Here is a 26,763-nt window from a genome sequence, read left to right on the forward strand (position 1 = left end):
TTAAATTCAACTTGTCGTATTTTTAACTTCTTCAATATATAAGAAATATCTAATATTTCTTCGATGATGCCCTTACAACTCAATATATTATTTTGCTAACTATTTAGGATATCTAAACTATCTTGTGCTTTTATACAACATTCTGAAAAATTCGATAAATTTTGTTCCATGATATCCAAAGCGTTGAGCATCGCTAGGGTTGCAAATAAATGCATTTCGGTTATTTGTAGATTTTTCTGGATAACTGCCGATATTACGAAACTTAACGCTTGGGATGAATCACTATTTTCACCTATAAAACACTCCTTACGACTGTAATTTCTGACAAATTTTCACATTAACTTCAATAAAATCATCCCAAGAAATAGTTTGTGACAAATGTTTTTGGTAATATTCTTCCACTCGACATTCTAAAGGACGATTTTCATAAATAGAACACAATAGAGTTTCATCCACAAAATGATGGCAAGTGCCATCTCCTCTATCTAAGTACATAGTTTGAGAGCTATTTCTGATGCTCTGACAACATTTACCGCAAGATGTGCAAGGAAATGGTTTGTTTAATTGGGGCTGATGACTCATTATTTAGCATCAACTTTTGTAATTAAATGAGTTAATGTGAATAGCTGTTCCTGATGAAGAGTTTTACAACTATCTTCTAACACGATTGTCTCTTTAATTTTGTCCGTTAAATTCTTCACCCACGGGTCAAAATTTTCTTGAATATAACTAGTTATCTTTTGTGCAAATTGATCCGCAAAATCATGAGCACTATCTTCAACTTGTTGATGAAAACGTTCTCTTGCTTGGTTTTGCTGTTCTGCTTGCTGCATCATGAGCTTATCGCCTTTATCATCAGAGAATAAGTCACGCAAAGAGGTTAGAACTGTCAACGTTGTGCCAACATATGGAATCCATTTACCTACAACCGTCTGAGCCCATTTTTCCATCGTTTTAGCACCAATGCCGGTCATCAGGGATGGTACCCAATCCTTAACAACCTGAAGCCCTTTGATAATATGATCAGGTTTGATCATCTTTGCCGCAGACTGATATGACAAAGTAACAGCATCCAGATCAAGGCTTTTATCGCTAGCCTCAAGGTTATCTGTCGCGTTATCCTCTAGCTCAATGACGGGATTCAAAGCTGCGCGTTGCACTTGTGATTGAAGAACTAAATGTTCTATTTCTGCAATTTCATTTTGGAAACACAATGACAAGTACTTCGCTTCTTCAGCAATCATCTCAGTCATTTGTTGTGTAGATTGCTCATACACAGAGTTAATGACAGATTCAGATTGATTGGGATCTCTGAGCATTGCCGCTTTACTTTTTTGATAAATATTCTGTTGATTTTGAATGATGCTATTCATCAAACGTCTTTTAGATTCAAAATATTGAATTTCAATTTTTTGAACTAGATTTTGATAGTGTGTGAGCAGCTCATCATTATTCACACTCTGAATATCCATTTGGCAATCGAGTAGAAAATGTTGTAATGCAGAGGATAAACGTTTGATCACATCTTGATCCGATATGCTTAATAAAAATTTATTCAATTCTGCTTCAAACTCGATATAACCACTGGCTGCTAAGAAGGCAGGTTCTTGTCTTAAGTGGCCAGATAATGCACGTTTTGCATTGATTCTTAAAATAGGAATATCTTTTAAGATATCGTGTAAGCCACGCTGTGAGGCAATGGACTGAATACGTTCACGCACACTATTTTTAAGGTACAGAAAGTTTTCTATTGATTGTTCATGCTTTTCATTTAACACAAGAAATACACGTTTATGAGCGGCTAATAAATCCACTAATTTCACTAATGTATCCATCTCTTCGATGGCACCTGATGGATTCACAACAAAGACAACGCCATCGACAGATAATAAATGTTCTTTTGTGATTGCCTCATGATCCTTTGGCGCATCGATACCGGGCGTGTCATAAATAATGAAGTTTTTCCACTTGTACTCCTGGATAACGCTGGTGGTTGGCACATCATTCATTTCGGCTTTTTCTTGGCCCAATAACGCATTGATTAATGTACTTTTACCTGCATTGTAAACGCCATACATCATCACAGTAATGTCTAGATTGTTCTTTTTATCGTCAAATTGCTTTTGAATTGGTTCGAACTTCTTTTGCAAACTCGGATAATTAGTTGCTTCAAGCCAATCTTTAACTTCCGTATAAAGATTAAATAATTTATTTGTAGATAGCATGCCTAGTACCTATTTCAATTCAAGCGCATGTTGAGATTTCATATGCAATTGTTCTAATTTCGCATTGGTATCTTTCACGCTGGCTTCAATTGCTGACATAAAGATTCGAGCTTTATCCACCACACCAGTTTTAAGCGCTTTGGCCTGTTCATCGAGCACTTTCTGTAATTCATTGCCATATAGGGCAGTGGTGCTGTTACATAAATCCTGAAGATTATCGCCCACAGTCAAGGTGATGGTTTTTGTTTCTATAGAGCTGCTTGATCCAAGAGCACCTCCAAGACCAGAACCAAGGGTTGCACCAATGGCTGCACCTGCAAAACCACCCACTAAGAAGCCACTAACACCACCAATAAGGCCGCCTAAACCACCACGTTTTGTGCGATTTCCCTTATGCATAACGGTATAGCTATCTTCAACTTGTTCTAAATTAAATTCAGGGATATCAAAGGATGATGTTTGTACAGTTGCCACCAATGCACCATCAAGTTCTTCTGTAATGCTTGAGAAAACCTCATGAATGGCATCTTGCAGCAACGTATTGAGTTGGTTATTCCACTCGAATTTTTTAGTAGCTAATGCAGCATTCATTTGTTCCACATCATCTCTATAAGAGGCTAAAGTAGAGAAATCTTGTTCAATGGTTGCCTTAATAGAATTCTGCGCTTTTTGAATGGCTTGCGCTGAGCGACTATCAAGCGACAATGATAAACTTCGAATTGTGTGAGAGAACTCAGACAACAATGCTTGATAAGGTGATAAATCCTTCAAGCAACTATTTAAAAAGTAATTGAAGTTTTTCAATGGCGTTTGGCGTTTTAACTGCACACCCTCTTCTTGAGAGATCTGATTTAATCGAACAAATAAATCTGACATTCCACTGTTCTTTAAGTTACTGGCATTATCTGCATGTAACTCAGCATACTTTGTAGAAACGGACAAAATCTGTAGATTATTGTGTTGAGAAGATAAGCCAATTTCAGCCAATTCCTTCAAAACAAATTGTTGCTGTTCTTTTTGTCGCTCTGGGGATTTCATGACAATCTCCGTCACGATCTCACCATCTACAATGTTTTCCTCAGTATCATCACTGCCAGTGATCAATAACACTACTTTCTTTTGCTGGTTACAGAGATCGCATATTTCTGCTAAATCCGTCGCACGACCAGGCGCATCTGATTTCATGGTGTAAACGATCAAGTCCGCATGTTGAACATAGTCTTTAGAAAGATCGCCATTTTCACCATTAAATGAATGTAGCCCAGGCGAATCAACCCAGGTTAACCCAGGTAATTTAAATCCTTGGATAGAGCTGGTTGCCTCAATGGCACCCACTCTAAATTGTTTAGTTTTTTCAGCTTCTTTTTCAGCATCGCCACTGGCCACATCTGTTCTTGCATGAGAAAAATACTCAGGATGTTCTGCTTTAGGGATTTGTTGCTGTATTTGTGATGAATTATCTGATTGTCCCCAGGCCATATAATTTCCCAAAGAGCTTTTACCAGATTTGACCTTACCATATACAAATACCAACAATGAGTCTTCAAAGTCTTTTCTAAAATGAATACCTTTTTCTTTAGAATTCAATTTAGTACGCCATTCTTCGTCAATGTTTTGCAAAGCATGGAAAAAAGCTTGTACTTTCTGACGCAAAGGATTCTCGTCTGTTTTTGCTAAACTTTTCTCTGCATTTTGAATATGACTCGTAACATCTTTTGTGAAATTACGATAAATCGTTTCAAATTGGCTATCTAGCTGCTGAGCTTCTTGAAGCGAGGATTCAAAAGAATTCTGCAATTGGCGGAATGATGATAAAAACTCATTGCGGGTCATTTCTTGTGTCATGGTATTTCCTATCTTTTGATGTTGCCAATGCTTAAACGTTGAGCACTTTATCCATTAACTGACTATGATATTCTTGCAGTTCTTGCAGTTTTTGTTGTTTATCCGCTAACTCTTTTTGTATATCGGTCAAGTGGGAAGAAGGCGCAACATCGACGTTATAATACATTTTGAAACGCTGTAGATTTTTCAATGTTGAACTATCTAAACCTTCTAATTTCAATGGGGCAACAGTGTTAATGCGTAAGTTTCCATCATCTTCTAAAATGGCCTGAAATTTACGATCAGAGTTGTAAGTCACATGGAACATTTCGATTAACATCGCTTGGAGAGCGAGGCTTGAGATTTCACCGTGCGATTTCACAGAAGATTGAATGGAAGACAATTGTTCCTCTTTCTCCTGTGCACGACGTTGTTCTTCTGCGCGACGACGACGGCGACGGCGTTCTTCATCATCATCGTCACCACCATCATTATCATCACCATCATTTGAGAATGCTTTAGCTGCCAATGCAGCGCCACCAACGATTAAACCACCAATTAGCCACGGAAGAGCCATAATTTCACCTTTATCTTTAATTACAATTGTCTATATTGATTAGCACGAGTATTTAACCAGTTATGTAAGGTTTCCATTTCAGAATTGAATGGTGCCAAACTTGTGGTTAGCTGATTCTTAAGATCTTTAATATCACATGTTAATTCTGTTTCGAGTGCATTGATCATTGCAGTCACTTCTTCGATTTTCTGAGTTTCTCTCGCGCGACGAATTTCCGAAACTTCTACACCTAATTGTTCTAAATGATTGCTCAATTGTTTAACTTGGCTTAAATCAACCATTTGGTCTTGGTCTTTTAAGATGCCATCTTTAAATCTTTTACCAGAGACTTGGAAGATTTTAGGTTGAAAACCCAAGATGTGTTCGCATTGTTCTTGAATGCTTGACTGAATGCTTTCAATATTTTTTGTATTATCTTTATCGATTTTACTCAAAACAATGATGATGTTTTCTTCAGCATGTTCACCGAAAGATTTCTTAATTGTTGTTAAAAATTCGATTTCCTTTTGCTCAAGTTCACCTTGTAGTTGATGAACGAATAAAATAATATCAGCTTGATCAGCACCCGCATTCGCAATCACATCATCTGCTTGTGATGCGTCTAATCCTGGAGTATCAAGGAAACAAAATTTATCTGTTTCAAAACGTTTTAACTCGGCTGTTTCACGGACATCATTCGTCTTAAAGCATTCTGTTTCGATATGATTTGTTAGCATATTTAACAAATAACTTTTACCGACGTTCATTAATCCCCAAGCAGCCACTACAGGCTTTGCTGATTGTGTTTGTGGAGCCTTAATAATTTTTTGTGCTTGTGCACATACATCTTCAAACATAAGTTTTTTGCTCATAATTTTATTCTTTCACTTATAACTTGTTATCATTGATTAGTATACTATCATATCTTTTTGACAGGTTGTGTCATACAACGAAACAATATAATATTTATTGAAACATATTTAGTATAAAGGAAGTTTTCCAAATTATCGTTTGATGATTCTTAATCATTGGCAATATTAAGGTAATCCTCCCATTAATAACCGAAGTTAAAAGTAGAGGTTAAGCAACCATTAAAGGTGGCTTTCCTTGGTTAGCTTGATGTGGTCTTTCATGATTATAATGCCAAAGCCACTTGGTGGCATAATTTTGTACTTCTTCAAGCGTATCAAACAGATTTTGGCTCAACCAACTATAACGTACAGTTCTATTGTAACGCTCGATATAAGCATTTTGCTGAGGATTACCTCTGAATATATTCAATGCGTATTCCTTTGTCTTTAGCCCAATCTGTCATTTGATGGCGAATAAACTCAGGGCCATTATCACATCGAATCACAGAAAGCTTTTCTCTCCATTCTAGTAGTTGATCCAATGCTCGGTGTTGGCAGTGAAAAATCAGCTTCAATCGCTAAGCCTTCACGACGATAATCATCAATGATGTTCAACAATCTGATTTTTCGACCATCAGATAATTGATCATGCATAAAATCTAAAGACCAAACTTGATTGGCTTTAATGGGCTCTTTCAAGGGCTCAGGTTTATTTCTTTTTAATCTCCTTTTAGGTTTAATTCGTAGATTCAAAGCAAGCTCACAATAAATTCTATAAACACGTTTATGATTCCAACGATATTGAGCAACATGGCGTAGATAAGCAAAACATATTCCAAATCCCCAATCTCTATTTTCATCAGTTAATTCAACTAGTTTTGCAGCAATTAGAGCATTCTCATCTTTAAGCTTCGATTGATATCGATAACATTTTTCACTGATATTAAATGCGATACAAGTTAGGCGAATGCTCGCTGAGCTTTGTGATACAACATCCTGAGCCATCTTTCGACGACAAGATGGCTTTACCACTTTTTTGCCATGGCTTCTTGGATAATTTCAGCTTTTAATCTTGCCATTAATGCTGTATCCATACCGCCATATTTTGCACGCCATTTATAAAATGTCGCGTTACTCATGCTATGCTCACGACAAAGAGCTGTCACAGGTATGCCAGCTTCAGCTTGTTTTAAAATTGCCATAATTTGGCTATCAGTAAATTTAGATGTTTTCATTGAGAATCTCCTAACTTATTTAAATTAATATTAAGCGAAAATTCTACTTTTGAATTAGGTTATTTTTAGGGGGGATTACCTATATAACTAATTGTAATTTATAAATATATCTTGTTATAAAAATCTATTATATGGCGTTACAAATATTACATATTTTATTACATCATTGATTTTAAATCAAAAATAATCAGTTTTGTGTTATCTCAATTTCATTACAATGTAACGAGTTGTAACAAAATTTTATAACAGAAAAAAATTATAATAATTAATAGGTTATATAGTAAAAACCATCTTTGTAACGATGTAATGACTTTCCGAAGCATATTAGATATTTTTCAATTGATTTCTTTGGTTTAAAAACGGTTTTAAATCAGAAACAAACCATCAAAATCAGAGAATGATCAAAAAGTAGTCATTTTATTGAACAGTTTATTGAACAACTGAACTTCCAGATGCAAAAAAGCCCGCTGTTTAGCGGGCTCTAGAGCTTTTATTTGGTACCGAAGGAGAGACTCGAACTCTCACGCTTTTAAAGGCAGAGGATTTTGAATCCTCCGTGTCTACCATTCCACCACTCCGGCAAGTGAGAAGCTATTTTAAGATCTTCTCAGAGATTGTCAATGATTTTTTATCAAATTGCGATATTTTTTCCACCAATGTACACGGCTATGGGCTTAATTGTATGAATTTCTTTAGGTTCTAGGGTCAATGGATTTTGATTCAGGATGACAAAATCAGCAAATTTATCCACCTCTAATGAACCAATCATGGACTCACTACCGAGCATGTATGCCGCATCGATCGTGACAGAGCGCAAAACCTCAAGAATGGAGAGATCACGATCATTGTCATGTTTAAAGTCATCGTCTAATAAAGTGCGTGTCATCCCCACTTGAAAATGTCCCCATAAATCGAGTGGATCAATCGGCCAATCGCTGCCATATGCCACCCGAATGCCATGATCATACAATTGACCGGCGCATTCAAAGCCTTGCATGCGCGTAGCGCCAAGGAGCTCAGTAAAGCTCTCATGCGTTGCTTGATCCATACCCGCCCATTGTAGCGATTGCGCCGCGATGACATTTAAGTCACGGTAGCGCGCATATTGATCGGGTGCAGTTAATTCATTGTGTGCAAAGGCAGGGCGCACAGTAGGATTTGGTGCTTTGGTGTGCGCGCTTTCGATGGCATCTAAAGCAAAATCAATCCCTGCATCGCCCACTGTATGCATGTGCGGATGCCAACCGAGCGGATAAGTGGCCGTTAATAATGCGCTGAGCAGTGTTTTGTCATAATAACAATCGCCATGATGATCATTGGCATCAATGTGATAAGGCGCACGCAATAACGCTGTGTGCAGTGGCGCTTGCATCACGCCATCGATGAAAAACTTAATGTGTTGAACCGTTGTGGTGGGCGCCGTTGGCGTTTGTGGGAGAGAAAAGGTGGCCATAAAGTCAGCCACTTCGGAAATGGCCTTTGGGATGTCATCCACTGTTGGAAACTCTTTGGCCGGGATTTCGCGGGCGCCAAAAACTCGTAGCGTCAATTCATGGGCGTGCATCAATGCCTTAAAAGCTTTGAGAGAAACTTCATCGACGCGTGCATCCATCACCGTGGTGACGCCTTGCGCATTTAATAATTTTTGGGCGCGCCTTGCCACCGTGATGGCGTAATCTTCAGAATAGCGCGTCACTTCATCAAATGCCTGCATGGCAGGGCCATCTTCTAAAATGCCTTGATCATAGGCATTTTCTGGCAATGTGACGGTTTGAAAGGCATTGAGCGCGCAGCCATTGCACACTAAAATGTGGCAATCATTGGAAAAGACGATGATGGGAACATCGCTGGCAATGGCATCTAAATCCGCCCGCGTCAGCTCACTGCCAATGGGCAGCATATCTGGCTGCATCCAACCGCGCACGATGATCCAACCGTGGCCATGTTCAGCAAGATAATCTTGCGCATATGTTTTGATGCGTGTGAGGACGTCATCTTTCGTTAAAATCAGATGTTTTAAGTCGCAGCTCAAAGATTGCGACGCGCCCCAAAAAGGATGCAGATGCGCATCAATGAGCCCCGGCATCACAAATTGCCCATGTAGATTGATGATGTCTGTTTCTTGGCCGGCTAAGGCAAGGATTGAGGCATCATCACCTAAAGCGACAATGCAGCCTTCGCGGATGGCCATCGCGCTATGGATGGCATTGTCAGCATCAGCGCTGAAAATGGTGCCGTTGTGGACAATCAAGTCTGCAATCATAGAAGGCTCCTCTTGGTTTTAATAATGGGCTAAATTTGGTTAGTATATAGCGATGATGACAATAACGGAATTCAACCATGGCCAGATCAGCTCCTCAACGGGTATTAACCATTCAATCGCATGTCACGTTTGGGCATGTGGGCAATGATGCCGCCGTCTTTACTTTGCAGCGTCTTGGCATTGAAGCGATGCCCATTCATACGGTGCAGTTTTCCAACCATACAGGTTATGAGATTTTTACCGGTGAAGTGTTTGGTGCCGATCACATCGAGTCAGTGATTGATGGCTTGGTGAAAAATGATTTATTGCGCCATGTCGATGCTGTATTGTCCGGCTATTTAGGCAGCGTTGCCATCGGGCAAGTGATCCATCGGGCGCTTGACATTGTGCGCAGCCACAATCCGCATGCCATTTATGTGTGTGATCCTGTGATGGGGGATAAAGATGATGTGGGCGGCTTTTTTGTGGATGAGAGCATTCCGCCATTTATGCAAAAAACATTGGCCAAAGCATCGATCATCACGCCGAATCATTTTGAATTTGAAGTGTTGTGTGGCCGCTTAATCCATTCATTATCAGAAGCGGTGAGCGCGGCCCGCGCTTTGATGGCCACAAGCGAAGCATTGCGCACTGTGCTCATCACAAGCTTTCGGGAGGATGAAGCGGCCGATGAGTTGATGACCTTGGCCATCACGCCATCAGAAGCTTGGTGCGTCACAACGCCGCGCTGTGATTATCTACCGATGCCAAGCGGCATGGGCGATACTTTTTCTGCATTGTATTTAGGGCACATTTTAAATGGGCGCTCGATCGAACATGCCATTCGTTATACGACTTCAGCCTTGTATGCTTTTGTGATGGATACGGACAATGGCGCGCGTGATCTCTCGATTATTCGTGAGCAAGCACAAATGATAGAGCCGTTATTGTTATTTGAGGCTTGCCCCATTGTATAAACAGTGAATCAAGTCGTGCAATGTTGTGACATCATCATGGGTGGGCACAAAGCCATATTCTGCCTGCCATGCTTGTTTGATCATCGGTGAGAATAGCAATGCCTCGATGTGTGCACGTGAGCCTAAGGGCAGGGCAGTGTCATACAATGTGGATAAGTTTAAAGGCAGATTAAAGGTGATGAAGGTTTTCATCACAGCATTGGTCACCTGGCAAAAGTTGTGATGGCGCATGGCATCATTCCAATGGGTCAATTGTGTGGTGATGTGGGTTGAGCGTTCCATAATAATCCTTTGGTATTGTCATCATTGTGAAACACTATAAAAAAGGAATGTGACAACGATATGAAAGCGCACATTAAAAAAGCCCTCGAAGAGGGCTTTATTGATCATAGAACGTAAGCTGAATTATTTAGCAGCTAAGAAACGACGGTTCACTTCGTCCCAGTTGACAACGTTCCAGAATGCTTTGATGTAGTCAGGGCGCACGTTGCTGAATTTTTTATAGTAAGCGTGTTCCCAAACGTCGATCGTCAATACAGGTGTTTTACCAATTGTTAATGGAGAATCTTGGTTAGATGTTGCCATCACTTCTAATTCGCCATCTTGGTTCACAACCAACCAAGCCCAACCTGAACCGAATTGGCCAGTGGCAGCGGCTGCAAATTTTTCTTTGAATGCATCAAAGCTGCCGAATGCTTTTTCGATCGCTGCTTTGATTTCGCCTGTGGGTTCGCCACCTGCGTTAGGGCCCATGATTTCCCAGAACAATGTGTGGTTTGCGTGACCGCCACCGTTGTTACGCACAGCATTACGGATCTCTTCAGGCACAACATCGTTTAATTTTGCGATTAATTCATCGATGGGTAATTTTGCCAATTCAGGATGGTTTGCAATGGCATTGTTTAAGTTGTTCACGTAAGTATTGTGATGCTTATCGTGATGCAAATGCATGGTTTCTGTATCGATGTGTGGTTCTAAAGCATCGTGTGCATAAGGTAAATCAGGTAATGTATAAGCCATAATTAATCTCCGTTTAATGAATGAATTGATGGTCATTTCAACCGCTCTAGTGTATCAGTTTCTAGAGCAGATACAAAATCACGCATGGCGTGCATCCGTGATTATTTTTTGGTTTTTGGCAACTGCACCACACGTGTTTGTGTCCATAGATCATAGAACGTGGTGCGATTTTTAAAAAATGCCATACCTAAGCCATAAAGGGCCAATAGGGCAGAGGCCATAGGAATCATGGCTGCCGTTGTCCATTGTACGCCGATGGCATAATTGATGCCAAAAAAGGCAATGGCAATGGCAAGCACAAATAAAACAGCGCGCGTTGCACTGGTTTTTGGGGAGAGTGCTTCACCGTTTGTGGTCACCACGCGTAAACGCCAGCTGCGCATGCCTAGGGTTTGTCCACCTTTGTGCCAAAAATAAGTATAGAAAACAATCGGTGTAAAAATGGTGCACGTTGTGATCATCAATGGATACAATGGATGACCCGGTTCAATGGCCACACCTTGATTCAATGGCAGCCAAATTAAGGTCATCAGCATCATTAATGGAATGATCAAAAACAGATCGTAGACAAAGGCCAACATTCTTTTGAGCGCAGTTGCTTTTGGTATCGATTGTGGTGACATTGTAAATAACCGCTATACTATAAAATAAAATGGATCGTATAATAACATGCTTCTTTGTGGGGCTAACTTTTTAGATTGTGGACAGTTATGAAAAAAACAATATTATTCTGTGTATTAGCTTTAACATCACCCATTGTGCTTGCCAACTCAAACCTTGGGCAAGAGCCTGTGTTGTCACAATCTGTGGTCAAAAGTTTAACACAACAAAATAAGGCGCAATTGCGCGCAAGTAAAGGCGCTGTGGAGACGTTTTATAAAGACTTTTACGCGGCCAATCCTGATGTTGCATTTGTCTGGTTAGATCAAGGTAAAATGACGCCGCGCGCTGAGAAAGCGTTAGAGATGCTCCGTGCAAGCAACCATAAAGGCCTATTTCCGGCCCGTTATCATGTCGCGGCGATTGATGCGCTTCGCAATGCGGATTTAACGGATGCAAACAATCAACAAACTTTAGATTTACTCATGACAGATGCCATGCTCAGTTATTTGCGTGACATCTCTGTGGGGCAACCTGAGCTCATCGCCATTGAAACCAAAAATTGGTTATTGCCCCGCGATCCATTTGATGCGGTTGCGGCATTAAAATTGGTGTTGGCATCCGATGATATGGCATCAGAAGTGGCGCTCTTTGAGCCAAGCCACGCACAATATCAGCAATTGGTGAAAAGTTTAGGGCAATTGCTCGACAATACTGATTTTTCTGCGCCAGAAACACAAGTTAAAGTGGGCGGTAAGCTCTCTTTAAATGACAGCGGCGCAAATGTTGTGGCGCTCAATAATCGTTTGATTGAGCTTGGCTTTTTAGAAGCAAAACATCACGATCAAAAAACATTTGATGCCGCAACAAAATCGGCAGTGCAAGCCTTTCAGCGTGCCCATTTATTAGAGCCCGATGGCGTGGTTGGCCGCAGAACGCAGCTTGAACTCAATAAAACGAATCGTGATCGCGTCACACAATTGATGGCAAACATTGAAAGATGGCGCTGGATGCCAAAAGATTTGGGGCAGCACTATTTGGTGGTGGACATTCCAAGCTTTGAATATTATGTGGTCAAAGATGGTCAAGAGACTGTGCGTGCGAAAACCATCGTGGGTAAAGCGCAGCGCTCAACGCCAGTCTTTATGGCGCCGATGAATCACATTGTTTTTGCCCCTTATTGGCACGTGCCACGTTCAATGGCAGTGAAAGATCAATTGCCGAAGTTAAAGCAAGATCCTGAGCGTTTAGCGCGCTCTAAAATCCGCATTTATGACAAAGCCGGTAATGAGATTGATCCAACCATGGTGGATTGGTCACAATACAATACCAGCAACTTCCCCTATCAATTGCGCCAAGATCCAGGCAATTACAATGCATTGGGCAAAGTGAAGTTTATGTTCCCGAATAAGCACGCCATTTATTTGCACGATACGCCACAAAAAAGCCTCTTTGGCAAAACAGAGCGCACCTTTAGTTCAGGGTGTATCCGCATTGAAAATCCGGTGGAGCTTGCAGAATACTTCTTAAAAGATCAAGATTGGAAAATTGATCAGGTGAAAAAAGCGTACGATGGCGATAAAGAGCGCACGGTGCGTTTAAAAGAAGACATGCGTTTTCCGGTCTATACGATTTATATGACAGCTGCGGTTAATCCCGATGGACAGACGGTTTACCGCTCAGACATTTATGATCGTGACCCGGCAATGCAAAAGGCGATTGATAAATTAATAGGCAATCTCTAAAAAAAAATTGACATAAAAGAAATGTTGCCTATAATGGCAACTCTCTCGGGTGGGATACTCAAGCGGTCAACGAGGGCAGACTGTAAATCTGCTGGCTAAGCCTTCGAAGGTTCGAATCCTTCTCCCACCACCAAATTATAAGATTGAAAAAAGCGGGTGTAGTTCAATGGTAGAACCTCAGCCTTCCAAGCTGATTGTGAGGGTTCGATTCCCTTCACCCGCTCCATTCGTTTAAGCGCTCATATAGCTCAGTTGGTAGAGCACACCCTTGGTAAGGGTGAGGTCGCCAGTTCGATTCCGGCTATGAGCACCATTACTTCCCTTTTTAACATAGAGTGATTTGAGTATGTCAAAGGAAAAATTTAGTCGTAGTAAACCACACGTAAACGTGGGTACAATTGGTCACGTTGATCACGGTAAAACAACCTTAACAGCTGCGTTGACTAAAGTAGGTGCTGACCGTTTCGGTGGCGCTTCTCAAGCTTATGACCAAATCGACAAGGCTCCAGAAGAAAGAGCACGTGGTATCACGATCTCTACTTCTCACGTTGAGTACGAATCAGAAGGTCGTCACTACGCGCACGTTGACTGCCCAGGACATGCCGACTATGTTAAAAACATGATCACAGGTGCTGCCCAAATGGACGGCGCTATCTTAGTATGTTCTGCAGCGGATGGTCCTATGCCACAAACGCGCGAACACATCTTATTGTCTCGTCAAGTAGGTGTACCTTACATCGTTGTATTCTTGAACAAAGCAGACATGGTTGATGATGCTGAGTTGATCGAATTGGTTGAAATGGAAGTTCGCGACTTATTGAGCACTTATGATTTCCCAGGTGATGATACTCCAATCATCGTTGGTTCTGCATTGAAAGCTTTAGAAGGCGATGAATCAGAAATCGGCGTACCTGCAATCATTAAATTAGTAGAAGCATTAGATACTTACATCCCAGAACCACAACGTGATATCGATAAGCCATTCATCATGCCTATCGAAGACGTATTCTCCATCTCTGGTCGCGGTACAGTTGTAACTGGCCGTATCGAAGCTGGTATCGTTAAAGTGGGTGAAGAGTTGGAAATCGTTGGTATTACACCAACAATGAAAACAACTTGTACTGGTGTTGAAATGTTCCGTAAATTATTGGATCAAGGTCAAGCTGGTGATAACGTGGGTGTTCTTTTACGTGGTACAAAACGTGAAGAAGTACAACGTGGTCAAGTATTAGCAAAACCAGGTTCAATCAAACCTCACACTAAATTCGAAGCTGAAGTATACGTATTGTCTAAAGATGAAGGCGGTCGTCATACTCCATTCTTCAAAGGTTACCGTCCACAGTTCTACTTCCGTACAACTGACGTAACTGGTGCTGTTGAATTACCAGAAGGCGTAGAAATGGTTATGCCTGGTGACAACATCAAGATGGTTGTTGAGTTGATCAACCCAATCGCAATGGATGAAGGTTTACGTTTCGCAATTCGCGAAGGTGGCCGTACTGTTGGTGCTGGTGTTGTAGCTAAGATCATCGCGTAAGAAAAAGATTAAGGGTTGGTAGTTCAATTGGTAGAGCAACGGTTTCCAAAACCGTAAGTTGAGGGTTCGAGTCCTTCCCAGCCCGCCATCATTTAAGAAAGCAGCACTACGCTGCTTTTTTAATTTGAGAAAAATATGTATAATGGGTAATTTGTTTCCGAGAAATGACTATGAGTAAAAAAGAAAATCAGGTTGTGGCCAAGGAAAAGGCTGAGAAAGGCAAGTTGCAGGTATGGTTGTCTGTCATTCTGTTATTGGCTGGCATTTTTGGATACTATTACTTGATGGATACGAAGTTGGCATTGGCCTTTGTGTCATTAGGTGCTGGCGTCGTACTTTTTTTAGCAACTTTTTTAACATCAGTGACCGGGAAGAATTTGATCCTATTCTTTAAAGAGTCTCGCATTGAGCTTCGTCGTGTTGTATGGCCAAGCTGGGATGAGACCAAAAAGATGACATTGATGGTTTTAGTTGTGATGGCGCTTTTCTTGATTTTCTTACTCCTATCCGACTGGATTTTAGGTGGAATCGTGTCATTCTTGTTAGCGCGCTTTGGGGGTTAATCATGCGTTGGTATGTTATTCAGGCTTACTCTGGTTATGAAAATCAGGTAATGAAAGCGCTGAAGGAATACGTTGCTCGTGCAGGTTTGGATGAGTTTTTTGGCGAAATCATTGTTCCTTCAGAAGAAGTGGTCGATGTTCGCGACGGTAAAAAACGTAAAAGTGAGCGTAAATTCTTCCCAGGTTATGTATTGGTTCAAATGGATATGAACGATGATACATGGCATTTGGTGAAAAATACGCCAAAAGTGATCGGTTTCATTGGTGGCACAGGCGATCGTCCAATGCCCATCACTGAAAAAGAAGCCAGCCACATTCTCAACAGAATGGCAGAGGCTGAAGAAGGTCCTAAATTAAAAGTATTGTTTGAAGTGGGTGAATCTGTTCGTGTGACGGATGGTCCATTTGCAGAATTCAATGGTGTTGTGGAAGAAGTCTTGGCAGATAAAGGTCGCTTGATCGTATCTGTGATGATCTTTGGTCGTGCAACGCCAGTGGAATTAGAATTTTTCCAAGTTGAAAAAAGCTAATTCATAAAATATCTATTGTGGTTTGGGATTATATTATGTATAATTTCAAACCTTTTGTTATTGGGGAGCAAATTTTTTGCGCTAACCCATTTTTAGGAGATAATCATGGCCAAGAAAGTAACGGCTTATATCAAATTGCAGGTTCCAGCTGGTAAAGCTAACCCTGCGCCACCAATTGGTCCAGCATTGGGTCAACACGGTGTAAACATCATGGAATTCTGTAAAGCTTTCAATGCTGAAACTCAGCAAATGGAAGTTGGCATGCCATTGCCAGTTGTAATCACAGTTTACAACGACCGTTCATTCACTTTCATCAAGAAAACCCCACCAGCGGCATACTTGTTGAAAAAAGCTGCAGGTTTAAAATCTGGTAGCTCAAACCCTAACACTAAGAAAGTGGGTAAAGTGACTCGTCAGCAATTAGAAGAAATCGCTGAAACTAAAGGCGCTGACCTTTCTGGTGCAACAATGGAAGCGAAAGTACGCACATTAGCAGGTAGTGCTCGCTCAATGGGTATTGAAGTGGAGGGTCTATAATGGCTAAGCAATTAACTAAACGCGCAAAAGCAATCAACGAAATGGTTGATGCACAGAAAATCTATTCTGCAGACGAAGCGTTCAAATTATTGTCTGAAATTCCACGTGCAAAATTCTTAGAATCAGTAGACGTTGCGTTGAACTTAGGCGTTGATCCACGTAAAAGTGATCAAGTTGTCCGCGGTGCAACAGTAATGCCAAACGGTACAGGTAAAACTGTACGCGTTGCAGTATTCGCACAAGGCGCAAACGCAGAAGCAGCTAAAGCAGCTGGCGCTGACGTTGTGGGCTTTGAAGATTTAGCAGAAAGCATCAAAGCAGGTAACTTAGACTTTGACGTTGTGATCGCATCTCCTGATGCAATGCGCATTGTAGGTCAATTGGGTCAAGTATTGGGCCCACGTGGTTTAATGCCTAACCCTAAAGTGGGTACAGTAACACCTGATGTTGCTGGCGCTGTGAACAATGCTAAATCTGGTCAAGTTCGTTTCAGAACTGACAAAAACGGTATCATCCATTGCTCAATCGGTAAAGTAGATTTCGACGCAGCTAAATTGCAAGAAAACTTAAAAGCATTGATCACTGAAGTGAATCGTTTGAAGCCTTCTTCAGCGAAAGGTATCTATTTGAAGCGTGTGACTGTATCTTCAACGATGGGTCCAGGCTTATTGGTTGACGTAGCGTCAATCTAATCAGATTAGAACTTCCCGCTTAGGCGGGAAGTGTCTGAGACCGTAGAGGCCGCAAGGCTTAATATTCTACGTAGACGGTGACCTAACTATAGTGATCCGTAAGGCCCCTTGAAAAAGGGATGTTTAATAACTACTTATGGTGACGTATGTTAACTTTACAAGAGAAACAAGCAGTTGTTGCTGAAGTTTCTGAAATTGCAAGTCGTGCGCATTCATTAGTTGCAGCTGAATACCGTGGTTTGACAGTATCTCAATTGACAGCTTTACGTGAAAAAGCTCGTCAAGGTGATGTATACTTACGCGTTGTAAAAAACAGCTTAGCTAAGCGTGCGTTAGCAAATAGCAATTTTGAAAGCATTAATGATCATCTTGTTGGCCCGATTATTCTTGCATTCTCTATGGATGAAGAAGATCCAGTTTCAGGCGTTCGTGCAATTCACGAATTCTTGAAAGACAAAGCTAATGAGAAAATGGCTGTTAAAGCAATCGTTCATGATGGTGCCCTCTATGAAGGCAGCGAATTAGAACGCATCGCTTCACTACCAACAAAAGACCAAGCCATCTCTATGTTCTTGGCTGTGCTCAAAGCGCCTGTACAAAAATTGGCAGCAACTTTGGCAGCAGTTCGCGATCAGAAAGAAGCGGCTTAAGCTTAACGCTATTTGTTTTATATAGAAGATTATTTATAAATTTTTTAGGAGTCTAAAATGTCTGTTTCTAAAGATGATATTTTAAATGCAATTGAAGAAATGAAAACTGCTGAAATCATGGAATTGATCTCTGCAATCGAAGAAAAATTCGGCGTAACTGCTGCTGTTGCTGTAGCGGCTGGTCCTGCTGCTGGCGCTGCTGCTGCTGAAGAAAAAACTGACTTTGACGTTGTAATGACAAGCTTTGGTTCTAACAAAGTAAACGTAATCAAAGTTGTTCGCGCAATCACTGGCTTAGGCTTAGGTGAAGCGAAAGCAATGGTTGAAGGCGTACCTGCAACTGTTAAAGAAGGCGTTGAAAAAGCTGAAGCTGAAGAAGTTAAGAAACAACTTGAAGAAGCTGGTGCAACAGTTGAATTGAAATAATTACAATTTCTTTGAACGAGCTGAATTATTCAGTCCACCTGTTTAGGAAATTTGTAATTTGAAGATCTATATTTAGATATAATTTTTAACCAAAGGCTAGTGGTGAACCACTGGCCTTTAGTAGCTTGTTGATCTGTAAGCTAGAAAAAGTGGATTATGGTCAATGATTTTCTTTTTCTAGTTTGCCTTTTAACTAAGTAAGCCTTGAGGATTTGATAATGTATTCTTTTACAGAAAAAAAGCGTATCCGTAAAGATTTTGGGAAGCAATCGAGCGTTTTAGACGTCCCATATCTTTTATCGATTCAATTAGATTCATACGAAAACTTCCTACAACAAGGTGAAAATCGTAAGAAGCGTAAAAACCAAGGCTTACAAGCTGCCTTTGAATCTATTTTCCCCATCACAACAACGAAGGCAAAAACGCCAACGTCTCCTGGCTACACTTTGAGCCTTGAGTACATGGATTATCACTTAGGTGAGCCTGAATTTGATGTGCGTGAGTGTCAGTTACGTGGTGTAACGTATTCTGCGCCTTTACGTGTGGGTATGCGCTTACGCATTTCTGATGCTGATACAAACGCGATCAAAGAAGTTCGCGAAGCAGCCATCGACCGTTTTGGCCGTGGTGGTGTGTATTTAGGTGAGTTACCCCTCATGACTGAAAATGGTACATTCGTCATCAACGGGACTGAGCGCGTTGTCGTATCTCAGTTGCACCGTTCTCCGGGTGTATTTTTTGATCATGACAAAGGTAAAAGCCACTCTTCAGGCAAATTATTATTCTCAGCACGTGTGATTCCTTACCGTGGCTCTTGGTTAGACTTTGAATTTGACGTGAAAGATTTATTGTACGTACGTATTGACCGTCGTCGTAAATTACACGCAACTGTATTGCTACGCGCATTAGGCTTGAGCGATACAGAAATCTTAGATACTTTCTTCGATAAAAATACATTCCTCTTCGAAGATGGCAAAATTTACTTAGAATTAATCGCAGATCGTTTACGTGGTGAAATCGCTGCCTTTGATATTGTGGTGAATGATCAGTTAATCGCTGAACGTGGCCGCCGTATCACAGCAAAACACATCCGTGAATTGACCAAAGCGGGCGTTGAAAAATTAGAAGTACCTGTTGAATACTTAATTGGCAAAGTGATCGCTGAAGACATCTTTGATGAAGATACAGGCGAAGTATTGTTGCTTGCGAACGAAGTATTGACGTATGACTTAATTGTTGAACGTTTAGCACAGAAAAACATTAAACGCATCAATGTATTGTATACCAACGACGTGGATCGTGGTTCTTACATCTCTGATACGTTGCGTGCAGACTTGACGAAAACTCAATTAGAAGCACAAGTCGAAATCTATCGCATGATGCGTCCTGGTGAACCACCTGCGAAAGAAGTGGCAGAAACATTGTTCCACAGCTTGTTCTTTGACATTGATCGTTATGACTTATCTGCCGTTGGTCGCATGAAGTTTAACCGCCGTTTAAATCGCGGTACGGATGTGGGCGAAGGCACATTATCTAACCAAGACATCATCGATGTGATCAAAACATTGGTGGACATTCGTAACGGTAATGGCAATGTCGATGACGTGGATCACTTAGGTAACCGTCGTGTGCGTTGTGTGGGCGAAATGGCTGAAAACGTATTTCGTATCGGTTTAGTGCGCATCGAGCGTGCTGTAAAAGAGCGCTTATTGCTTGCAGAAGCAGAAGGCTTAACACCACACGAACTCATCAATGCCAAGCCTGTGGCAGCGGCTATGAAAGAATTCTTTGGTTCTTCTCAGTTGTCTCAGTTCATGGATCAGAACAACCCATTGTCAGAAATTACGCATAAACGTCGTATCTCTGCATTAGGTCCTGGTGGTTTGACGCGCGAACGCGCAGGCTTCGAAGTTCGAGACGTTCACACCACTCACTATGGTCGTGTGTGCCCAATCGAAACACCTGAAGGTCCAAACATCGGTTTGATCAACTCATTGGCATGTTATGCGCGCACCAACGAATATGGCTTCTTAGAAACGCCTTATCGTAAAGTGATCGATGGCCGCGTGACCAATGAAATCGAATACTTATCTGCTTATGAAGAGATGGAATTCGGTATCGCTCAGGCGAACGCACGTTTGACTGAAAACGGCGAATTCAGAGATGATTTAATTGCTTCTCACGTTAACGGTGAATTCATCCTTTTAACGCGTGATCAAATCCAATACATGGACGTATCACCTCGCCAAATCGTATCGGTTGCTGCAGCCTTGATTCCATTCCTTGAGCACGACGATGCTAACCGTGCCTTGATGGGATCGAACATGCAACGACAAGCCGTTCCAACTTTGCGTTCAGACAAACCTTTAGTGGGTACAGGGATTGAAAGCACAGTGGCACGTGACTCTGGTGTGTGTATCGTTGCTAAACGTGGTGGTATTGTGGATTATGTGGATGCAACGCGCATCGTTGTTCGTGTGAACGAAGACGAAACCAAGCCAGGTGAAGCGGGTGTTGACATTTATAACTTAACCAAATACATGCGTTCTAACCAAAGTACATGTATCAACCAACGTACATTGGTGCGTGTGGGTGATCGCGTATCTGCAAAAGACGTGATGGCCGATGGTCCTTCCACTGACTTAGGTGAGTTGGCATTGGGTCAAAACATCTTAGTGGCGTTCATGCCATGGAATGGTTATAACTACGAAGACTCCATCTTAATTTCTGAGCGTGTGGTGCGTGAAGATCGTTTCACAACCATCCACATTGAAGAACTAACATGTGTGGCACGTGATACGAAGTTAGGACCTGAAGAGATCACCTCTGACATTCCAAACGTATCAGAAGCTGCATTAACAAAATTAGATGAAGCGGGTATGGCATTCATTGGTGCTGAAGTGAAAGCCGGTGACATCTTAGTGGGTAAAGTATCGCCAAAAGGTGAAACACAATTGACCCCTGAAGAAAAATTATTGCGCGCAATCTTTGGTGATAAAGCCTCTGATGTGAAAGATACGTCTTTACGTGTACCAACAGGTATGGATGGTACCGTGATTGACGTTCGCGTGTTCACGCGTGATGGCATCGAAAAAGATAGCCGTACACGTGAAATCGAAGCGGCTGAATTAAAACGCATCCGTAAAGATTTGAACGATCAATTGCGCATCTTGGAAGATGACTTATTTGACCGTGCACAGCGCTTATTGATGGCCAATGCTGCCGCATCTGGCAACAAAGGTTTCAAAGCCGGTGCAAACTTCACAGAAGACTACTTAATGAGTTTAGATCGTGAAGATTGGTTGAACTTAGCATTGAAAGAAGAAGATGCTGCCAATGATTTAGCACAGTTGAAAGAATTGTTGTCACAACAACGTAAAGAGTTTGATCAGCAGTTTGAAGAAAAACGCGAAAAATTAACGCAAAGCGATGAATTAGCGCCAGGCGTATTGAAAATGGTTAAAGTTTACTTAGCCGTTAAACGTCGCATCCAACCAGGTGATAAAATGGCCGGCCGACATGGTAACAAAGGTGTTGTGTCCATGATCGTTCCTGAAGAAGACATGCCATACATGGAAGATGGTACCCCTGTGGACATCTGTTTGAACCCGCTCGGCGTTCCATCACGTATGAACATCGGTCAGATTTTGGAAACCCATTTAGGTTGGGCAGCAAAAGGTTTAGGTAACAAAATTCAACGCATGTTGGAAGAAAAATCAGCAATGAGTGATCTGCGTAATTTTGTGGATGAAATCTATAACAAAGATGACAGTGCACAAAAAGTGGATTTAGCTGAATTCTCTGACGATGAGTTCTTAGAGTTGTGTCACAACTTGAAGAAAGGTGTGCCAATGGCAACGCCAGTATTTGATGGTGCATCAGAAGAAGAGATGCGTCGCATGCTTCGTTTAGCAGATTTACCAGAATCTGGTCAAATCACGCTTTACGATGGTCGCACAGGTGATGCATTTGACCGTCCTGTAACCATCGGTTACATGTACATGCTCAAATTGAACCACTTAGTGGATGACAAAATGCATGCGCGTTCGACAGGTCCTTACTCATTAGTGACGCAACAACCATTGGGTGGTAAAGCACAATTCGGTGGTCAGCGTTTCGGTGAGATGGAGGTGTGGGCACTTGAAGCTTATGGTGCATCCTATACACTTCAAGAAATGTTGACAGTGAAGTCGGATGACGTTGTGGGTCGTACGGAAGTTTATAAGAGTATTGTGAATGGAGAGCATCGAATGGATACAGGAATGCCAGAATCATTCAACGTTCTCGTGAAAGAGATCCGTTCTCTTGGTATCAATGTAGAGTTAGATGGTGAGTAATTGTCGATTACTAACAACTACTTCTCTCTAAACATAGGAACTATTGAACAATGAAAGATTTAATGAATTTATTTAAAAATTCGGACAATGTTAAGAACTTTGATGCGATCAAAATCGGCTTAGCGTCTCCTGAAATGATCCGTTCATGGTCATTTGGTGAAGTTAAAAAGCCAGAGACCATCAACTACCGTACATTCAGACCAGAACGTGATGGTCTGTTCTGTGCTCGTATCTTCGGGCCAGTGAAGGATTATGAATGCTTATGCGGTAAGTATAAGCGTTTGAAACACCGTGGCGTTGTGTGTGAAAAGTGTGGCGTTGAAGTGACTGTGGCCAAAGTGCGTCGTGAGCGCATGGGTCACATCGAGTTGGCATCACCTGTGGCACACATTTGGTATTTGAAATCATTGCCAAGCCGCATCGGTTTGTTATTAGACATGACATTGCGTGACATCGAAAAGATCCTCTATTTTGAATCTTTCGTTGTGACCGATCCTGGGATGACACCTTTAGAACAAGGTCAAATCTTAACGGATGAAGAATACTTAGACATCATCGAAGAACACGGTGATGAATTCGACGCTAAAATGGGTGCAGAAGCCATTTTAGAGTTGTTAAGAGCCCTTGATTTAGAACAAGAAGTATCACGTTTACGTGAAGAATTGGCAGAAACAGGTTCTGAGACGAAATTTAAACGTTTATCTAAGCGTTTAAAATTGATCGAATCTTTCATTCAATCTGGCAACAAACCAGAGTGGATGATCCTCACAGTATTGCCTGTGTTACCACCTGATTTACGTCCATTGGTTGCACTTGATGGCGGTCGCTTTGCAACGTCTGACTTAAATGACTTGTATCGTCGCGTCATTAACCGTAACAACCGTTTAAGACGTTTGTTAGAGTTAAGCGCACCTGACATCATCGTACGTAACGAAAAACGTATGTTGCAAGAAGCTGTGGATTCATTGTTAGACAACGGTCGTCGCGGTCGCGCGATCACTGGTACAAACAAGCGTCCATTGAAATCCTTAGCAGACATGATCAAAGGTAAACAAGGTCGTTTCCGTCAGAACTTGTTAGGTAAGCGTGTTGACTACTCTGGTCGTTCGGTTATCGTGGTTGGTCCAACATTGCGTTTGCACCAATGTGGTTTACCGAAGAAAATGGCTTTAGAGCTCTTCAAACCATTCATTTTCTCTAAATTGATCTCTCGCGGCATCGCTGTGAAAATCAAAGCAGCGAAGAAAATGGTTGAGCGTGAAGCGCCTGAAGTTTGGGACGTTTTAGAAGAGGTCATCTCTGAGCATCCAGTATTATTGAACCGTGCACCGACATTGCATAGATTGGGTATTCAAGCGTTTGAACCAATCTTGATTGAAGGTAAAGCGATTCAGTTGCATCCACTCGTATGTACCGCGTTCAACGCCGACTTCGATGGTGACCAAATGGCGGTACACGTACCATTGTCCATCGAAGCTCAATTAGAAGCGCGTGCATTGATGATGTCTTCAAACAACATCTTGTCTCCTGCAAATGGTGAGCCAATCATCGTTCCATCTCAGGACGTTGTTTTAGGCTTGTACTACATGACGCGTGATCGTGCACGTGCGAAAGGTGAAGGCATGATCTTCGCTGATTACGCCGAAGTGCTTCGTGCCTATTTGAACAAAGAAGTGGGCGTACATGCGCGCATTCAAGTGCGTTTACCTGCGCACATGTTCGAAGACATGAAAGAAGGCGAAGTATTACGCCGTGTAGAAACCACTGTGGGCCGTGTGTTGTTGTCTGACATCTTGCCAAAAGGTTTCCCATTTGCGTTCATTGATCGTGCCTTGACGAAAAAAGCGATCTCTAACTTGATCAACCAATCCTATCGTCGTTTAGGCTTGAAAGACACTGTGATCTTTGCCGATCGCTTGATGTACACAGGCTTCTACTACGCGATGCGCTCTGGTTCTTCTGTAGGTTATGAAGACATGGTGATTCCTGCGGAAAAAGCGGGCATCATTCATGCAGCAGAAGCTGAAGTGAAAGAAGTTCAAGAACAATACGCACAAGGTTTGGTGACAAACGGTGAGCGTTACAACAAAGTCATCGATATTTGGTCTCGTACGAACGAAGAAGTGGCCAAAGTGATGATGAAAAACTTGAGTAAAGATCGTCACATCGATGAGAATGGCAATGAAATCTTAGAAGATTCATTCAACTCAATTTTTATGATGGCCGACTCCGGTGCTCGTGGTAGTGCCGCACAGATTCGTCAGTTAGCGGGTATGCGTGGTTTGATGGCAAAACCAGATGGTTCGATCATCGAAACACCAATCACAGCAAACTTCCGCGAAGGTCTAGACGTTCTTCAATACTTCGTATCAACGCATGGTGCTCGTAAAGGTTTGGCGGATACGGCGTTGAAAACAGCGAACTCAGGTTACTTAACGCGTCGTTTAGTAGACGTTGCTCAAGACTTAGTGGTCATCAATGAAGATTGTGGCACAACTGACGGCTTACTCATGACACCAACCGTTGAAGGCGGTGATGTGATCGAGCGTTTAAGTGAGCGCGTATTAGGTTTAGTGACAGCACAAGATGTATTCATTCCGGGCAGCGATGAAGTATTATTCCCTGCAGGTACATTGATCGATGAAGCCGCCGCTGAAATCCTCGATGAAAAAGGTGTGGATGAAATGATCGTTCGCTCAGCCATCACATGTGAAAACTTACATGGCTTGTGTGCGAAATGTTATGGTCGCGATCTTGGCCGTGGTCACTTGGTCAATCCTGGTGAATCAGTGGGCGTTATCGCAGCACAATCGATCGGTGAACCGGGTACACAGTTAACAATGCGTACGTTCCACATCGGTGGTACAGCATCTAGTACAGCAGCAGTTTCAAGCGTACAAGTGAAAACCAAAGGTTTGCTCAAACTTGTGAAAATGAAAACTGTGAAGAACAAGGACAACCAATTGGTATCAACGTCACGTTCTGGTGAAATCATCATCACGGATGAATTCGGCCGTAACCGTGAACGCTATAAAGTGCCATATGGTGCCATCTTGTCTGTGGGTGAAGGCGAGCAAGTGAACGTGGGTGACATCGTTGCCACATGGGATCCGCATACTTACCCTGTCATCGTTGAGGTGACTGGTTTTGCGAAATTTGAAGACTTCGATGAAGGCATCAACGTTCAGAAACAAACGGATGAGATCACAGGTTTAACGCACTTGATCGTGTTAGATTCTAAATCTCGTGGTTCTTCAGGTAAGGATAAACGTCCTGCGATTCATATTGTGGATGCCAATGGTGATCCATTAACATTGCCAGGTACAGACATCGCTGCCATCTACACATTGCCAGCCGGTGCGATCATCTCCTTGTCTGACAATGCGCCAGTATCATTAGGTGACGTATTAGCACGTATTCCACAAGAATCTTCAAAAACACGCGACATCACGGGTGGTTTGCCACGCGTTGCCGATTTATTTGAAGCACGTCGTCCAAAAGAAGCTGCAATCCTTGCAGAAATCTCTGGTATCGTGAGCTTTGGTAAGGAAACCAAAGGTAAACAGCGTTTAATCATCACAGATCGTGAAGGTCAAACGTATGAAGCATTGATTCCTAAATGGCGTCACATCAACGTATTCGAAGGTGAAAGCGTTGAGAAAGGTGAAATCATTGTGGATGGTGAAATGAGTTCGCACGACATTTTACGCCTCTTAGGTGTGAAAGAGTTAGCAGCGTACTTAGTGAAAGAAATCCAAGACGTTTACCGCTTACAAGGTGTTAAGATCTCTGATAAACACATTGAAGTGATCGTGCGTCAAATGCTTCGTAAAGTGGAAATCGTGGAAGCGAATGATTCTGAGTTCATCAAAGGTGAACAAGTTGAGAAAACTCAATTGCTTCGTGAAAATGCACGCTTGATGAAAGAAGGCAAAGTGCCTGCGACTTATGAACCTGTTTTATTGGGTATCACAAAAGCATCGCTTGCGACTGAAAGCTTCATTTCAGCGGCATCGTTCCAAGAAACCACGCGCGTATTGACAGAAGCATCTGTTCGTGGTTTACGTGATGAATTACGTGGCTTGAAAGAGAACGTTATTGTGGGTCGTTTGATCCCTGCTGGTACAGGTTTAGCCTATCATGATGAGCGTCGCTTAGAGAAAGAACGCGAACATGAAGGCACCGAACTCTTCATCAGTGCAGAGTAATTCTTAAA

At 41.9% G+C, this 26,763-nt stretch carries 20 protein-coding genes, 5 tRNA genes and 1 pseudogene; 15 read left to right on the forward strand and 11 right to left on the reverse strand.

Going from position 1 to position 26,763, the window contains the following annotated elements; all coding sequences use genetic code 11:
- Window positions 1-306: 306 nt before the first annotated feature.
- The 8 genes and pseudogenes from B9T20_RS10320 to B9T20_RS03490 all read right to left on the reverse strand — a co-directional run bounded on the left by B9T20_RS10320 (window position 307) and on the right by B9T20_RS03490 (window position 8,954).
- Window positions 307-582: a YkgJ family cysteine cluster protein gene (locus tag B9T20_RS10320; protein ID WP_081600436.1), complete on the reverse strand. Its 276-nt coding sequence runs from the start codon at window positions 580-582 to the stop codon at window positions 307-309.
- Window positions 582-2,225: a GTPase gene (locus B9T20_RS03460; RefSeq protein ID WP_094489845.1), complete on the reverse strand. Its 1,644-nt coding sequence runs from the start codon at window positions 2,223-2,225 to the stop codon at window positions 582-584. The genes B9T20_RS10320 and B9T20_RS03460 overlap by 1 nt, the downstream gene beginning before the upstream one ends.
- Before the next feature lie 9 nt (window positions 2,226-2,234).
- On the reverse strand, window positions 2,235-4,070 hold the full coding sequence (locus tag B9T20_RS03465; RefSeq protein WP_094489846.1) for a dynamin family protein: 1,836 nt from the start codon (window positions 4,068-4,070) through the stop codon (window positions 2,235-2,237).
- A gap of 31 nt (window positions 4,071-4,101) precedes the next feature.
- Window positions 4,102-4,626 carry a hypothetical protein gene (locus tag B9T20_RS03470; RefSeq protein ID WP_063503166.1) on the reverse strand — a complete coding sequence of 175 codons (525 nt, stop codon included), beginning with the start codon at window positions 4,624-4,626 and terminating at the stop codon, window positions 4,102-4,104.
- Between the two features lie 20 nt (window positions 4,627-4,646).
- The gene (locus B9T20_RS03475; RefSeq protein ID WP_008316675.1) at window positions 4,647-5,477 is read right to left on the reverse strand and encodes a GTPase; all 831 of its coding nucleotides are present in this window, start codon (window positions 5,475-5,477) and stop codon (window positions 4,647-4,649) included.
- 208 nt (window positions 5,478-5,685) lie between these two features.
- Window positions 5,686-6,691: pseudogene (locus B9T20_RS03480) on the reverse strand (IS3 family transposase).
- 495 nt (window positions 6,692-7,186) lie between these two features.
- Window positions 7,187-7,272: transfer RNA gene (locus B9T20_RS03485), tRNA-Leu, on the reverse strand.
- 50 nt (window positions 7,273-7,322) lie between these two features.
- Window positions 7,323-8,954, reverse strand: coding sequence for an amidohydrolase (locus B9T20_RS03490; RefSeq protein ID WP_094489847.1), 1,632 nt, complete (start codon window positions 8,952-8,954; stop codon window positions 7,323-7,325).
- A gap of 77 nt (window positions 8,955-9,031) precedes the next feature.
- On the opposite strand from B9T20_RS03490, the gene pdxY reads away from it, so the two are divergent.
- Complete coding sequence (pdxY, locus tag B9T20_RS03495) at window positions 9,032-9,910, forward strand: pyridoxal kinase PdxY (RefSeq protein WP_094489848.1); 879 nt, start codon at window positions 9,032-9,034, stop codon at window positions 9,908-9,910.
- Here pdxY and B9T20_RS03500 read toward each other — a convergent pair.
- The 3 genes from B9T20_RS03500 to B9T20_RS03510 form a co-directional block, all read right to left on the reverse strand.
- On the reverse strand, window positions 9,884-10,192 hold the full coding sequence (locus tag B9T20_RS03500; protein WP_094489849.1) for a hypothetical protein: 309 nt from the start codon (window positions 10,190-10,192) through the stop codon (window positions 9,884-9,886). The genes pdxY and B9T20_RS03500 overlap by 27 nt on opposite strands.
- 123 nt (window positions 10,193-10,315) lie before the next feature.
- A complete protein-coding gene (locus B9T20_RS03505) occupies window positions 10,316-10,930 on the reverse strand; it encodes a superoxide dismutase (protein WP_094489850.1) in 615 nt (204 codons plus the stop codon).
- 101 nt (window positions 10,931-11,031) lie between these two features.
- Window positions 11,032-11,553 carry an RDD family protein gene (locus B9T20_RS03510; protein ID WP_094489851.1) on the reverse strand — a complete coding sequence of 174 codons (522 nt, stop codon included), beginning with the start codon at window positions 11,551-11,553 and terminating at the stop codon, window positions 11,032-11,034.
- Window positions 11,554-11,640: 87 nt separating this feature from the next.
- On the opposite strand from B9T20_RS03510, the gene B9T20_RS03515 reads away from it, so the two are divergent.
- From B9T20_RS03515 to rpoC, 14 genes are all read left to right on the forward strand, one after another.
- Complete coding sequence (locus B9T20_RS03515) at window positions 11,641-13,275, forward strand: murein L,D-transpeptidase (protein WP_094489852.1); 1,635 nt, start codon at window positions 11,641-11,643, stop codon at window positions 13,273-13,275.
- A 48-nt stretch (window positions 13,276-13,323) separates the two neighbouring features.
- Window positions 13,324-13,408 (forward strand) — tRNA-Tyr (locus B9T20_RS03520).
- Between the two features lie 19 nt (window positions 13,409-13,427).
- Window positions 13,428-13,501, forward strand: a tRNA-Gly gene (locus B9T20_RS03525).
- Between the two features lie 11 nt (window positions 13,502-13,512).
- Window positions 13,513-13,588: transfer RNA gene (locus B9T20_RS03530), tRNA-Thr, on the forward strand.
- A gap of 33 nt (window positions 13,589-13,621) precedes the next feature.
- Window positions 13,622-14,812: an elongation factor Tu gene (gene tuf, locus B9T20_RS03535; protein WP_094489853.1), complete on the forward strand. Its 1,191-nt coding sequence runs from the start codon at window positions 13,622-13,624 to the stop codon at window positions 14,810-14,812.
- Between the two features lie 12 nt (window positions 14,813-14,824).
- Window positions 14,825-14,900, forward strand: a tRNA-Trp gene (locus tag B9T20_RS03540).
- Between the two features lie 82 nt (window positions 14,901-14,982).
- Window positions 14,983-15,375 carry a preprotein translocase subunit SecE gene (gene secE / locus B9T20_RS03545; protein WP_008315634.1) on the forward strand — a complete coding sequence of 131 codons (393 nt, stop codon included), beginning with the start codon at window positions 14,983-14,985 and terminating at the stop codon, window positions 15,373-15,375.
- A 2-nt stretch (window positions 15,376-15,377) separates the two neighbouring features.
- The gene (gene nusG / locus B9T20_RS03550; RefSeq protein WP_008315633.1) at window positions 15,378-15,905 is read left to right on the forward strand and encodes a transcription termination/antitermination protein NusG; all 528 of its coding nucleotides are present in this window, start codon (window positions 15,378-15,380) and stop codon (window positions 15,903-15,905) included.
- Between the two features lie 105 nt (window positions 15,906-16,010).
- Window positions 16,011-16,442, forward strand: a complete 432-nt coding sequence (rplK, locus tag B9T20_RS03555; RefSeq protein ID WP_008315632.1) for a 50S ribosomal protein L11 — start codon at window positions 16,011-16,013, stop codon at window positions 16,440-16,442.
- On the forward strand, window positions 16,442-17,134 hold the full coding sequence (gene rplA, locus B9T20_RS03560; protein WP_008315631.1) for a 50S ribosomal protein L1: 693 nt from the start codon (window positions 16,442-16,444) through the stop codon (window positions 17,132-17,134). Before rplK ends, rplA begins: the two co-directional genes overlap by 1 nt.
- Before the next feature lie 146 nt (window positions 17,135-17,280).
- A complete protein-coding gene (rplJ, locus tag B9T20_RS03565; RefSeq protein WP_094489854.1) occupies window positions 17,281-17,784 on the forward strand; it encodes a 50S ribosomal protein L10 in 504 nt (167 codons plus the stop codon).
- 57 nt (window positions 17,785-17,841) lie between these two features.
- Complete coding sequence (rplL, locus tag B9T20_RS03570) at window positions 17,842-18,210, forward strand: 50S ribosomal protein L7/L12 (protein WP_008315629.1); 369 nt, start codon at window positions 17,842-17,844, stop codon at window positions 18,208-18,210.
- 215 nt (window positions 18,211-18,425) lie between these two features.
- Complete coding sequence (rpoB, locus tag B9T20_RS03575) at window positions 18,426-22,547, forward strand: DNA-directed RNA polymerase subunit beta (RefSeq protein ID WP_199415220.1); 4,122 nt, start codon at window positions 18,426-18,428, stop codon at window positions 22,545-22,547.
- Between the two features lie 50 nt (window positions 22,548-22,597).
- Complete coding sequence (gene rpoC / locus B9T20_RS03580) at window positions 22,598-26,755, forward strand: DNA-directed RNA polymerase subunit beta' (RefSeq protein WP_094489856.1); 4,158 nt, start codon at window positions 22,598-22,600, stop codon at window positions 26,753-26,755.
- Window positions 26,756-26,763: the final 8 nt, after the last annotated feature.

This window comes from Wohlfahrtiimonas sp. G9077, assembly GCF_002252155.1.
GTDB lineage: Bacteria > Pseudomonadota > Gammaproteobacteria > Cardiobacteriales > Wohlfahrtiimonadaceae > Wohlfahrtiimonas.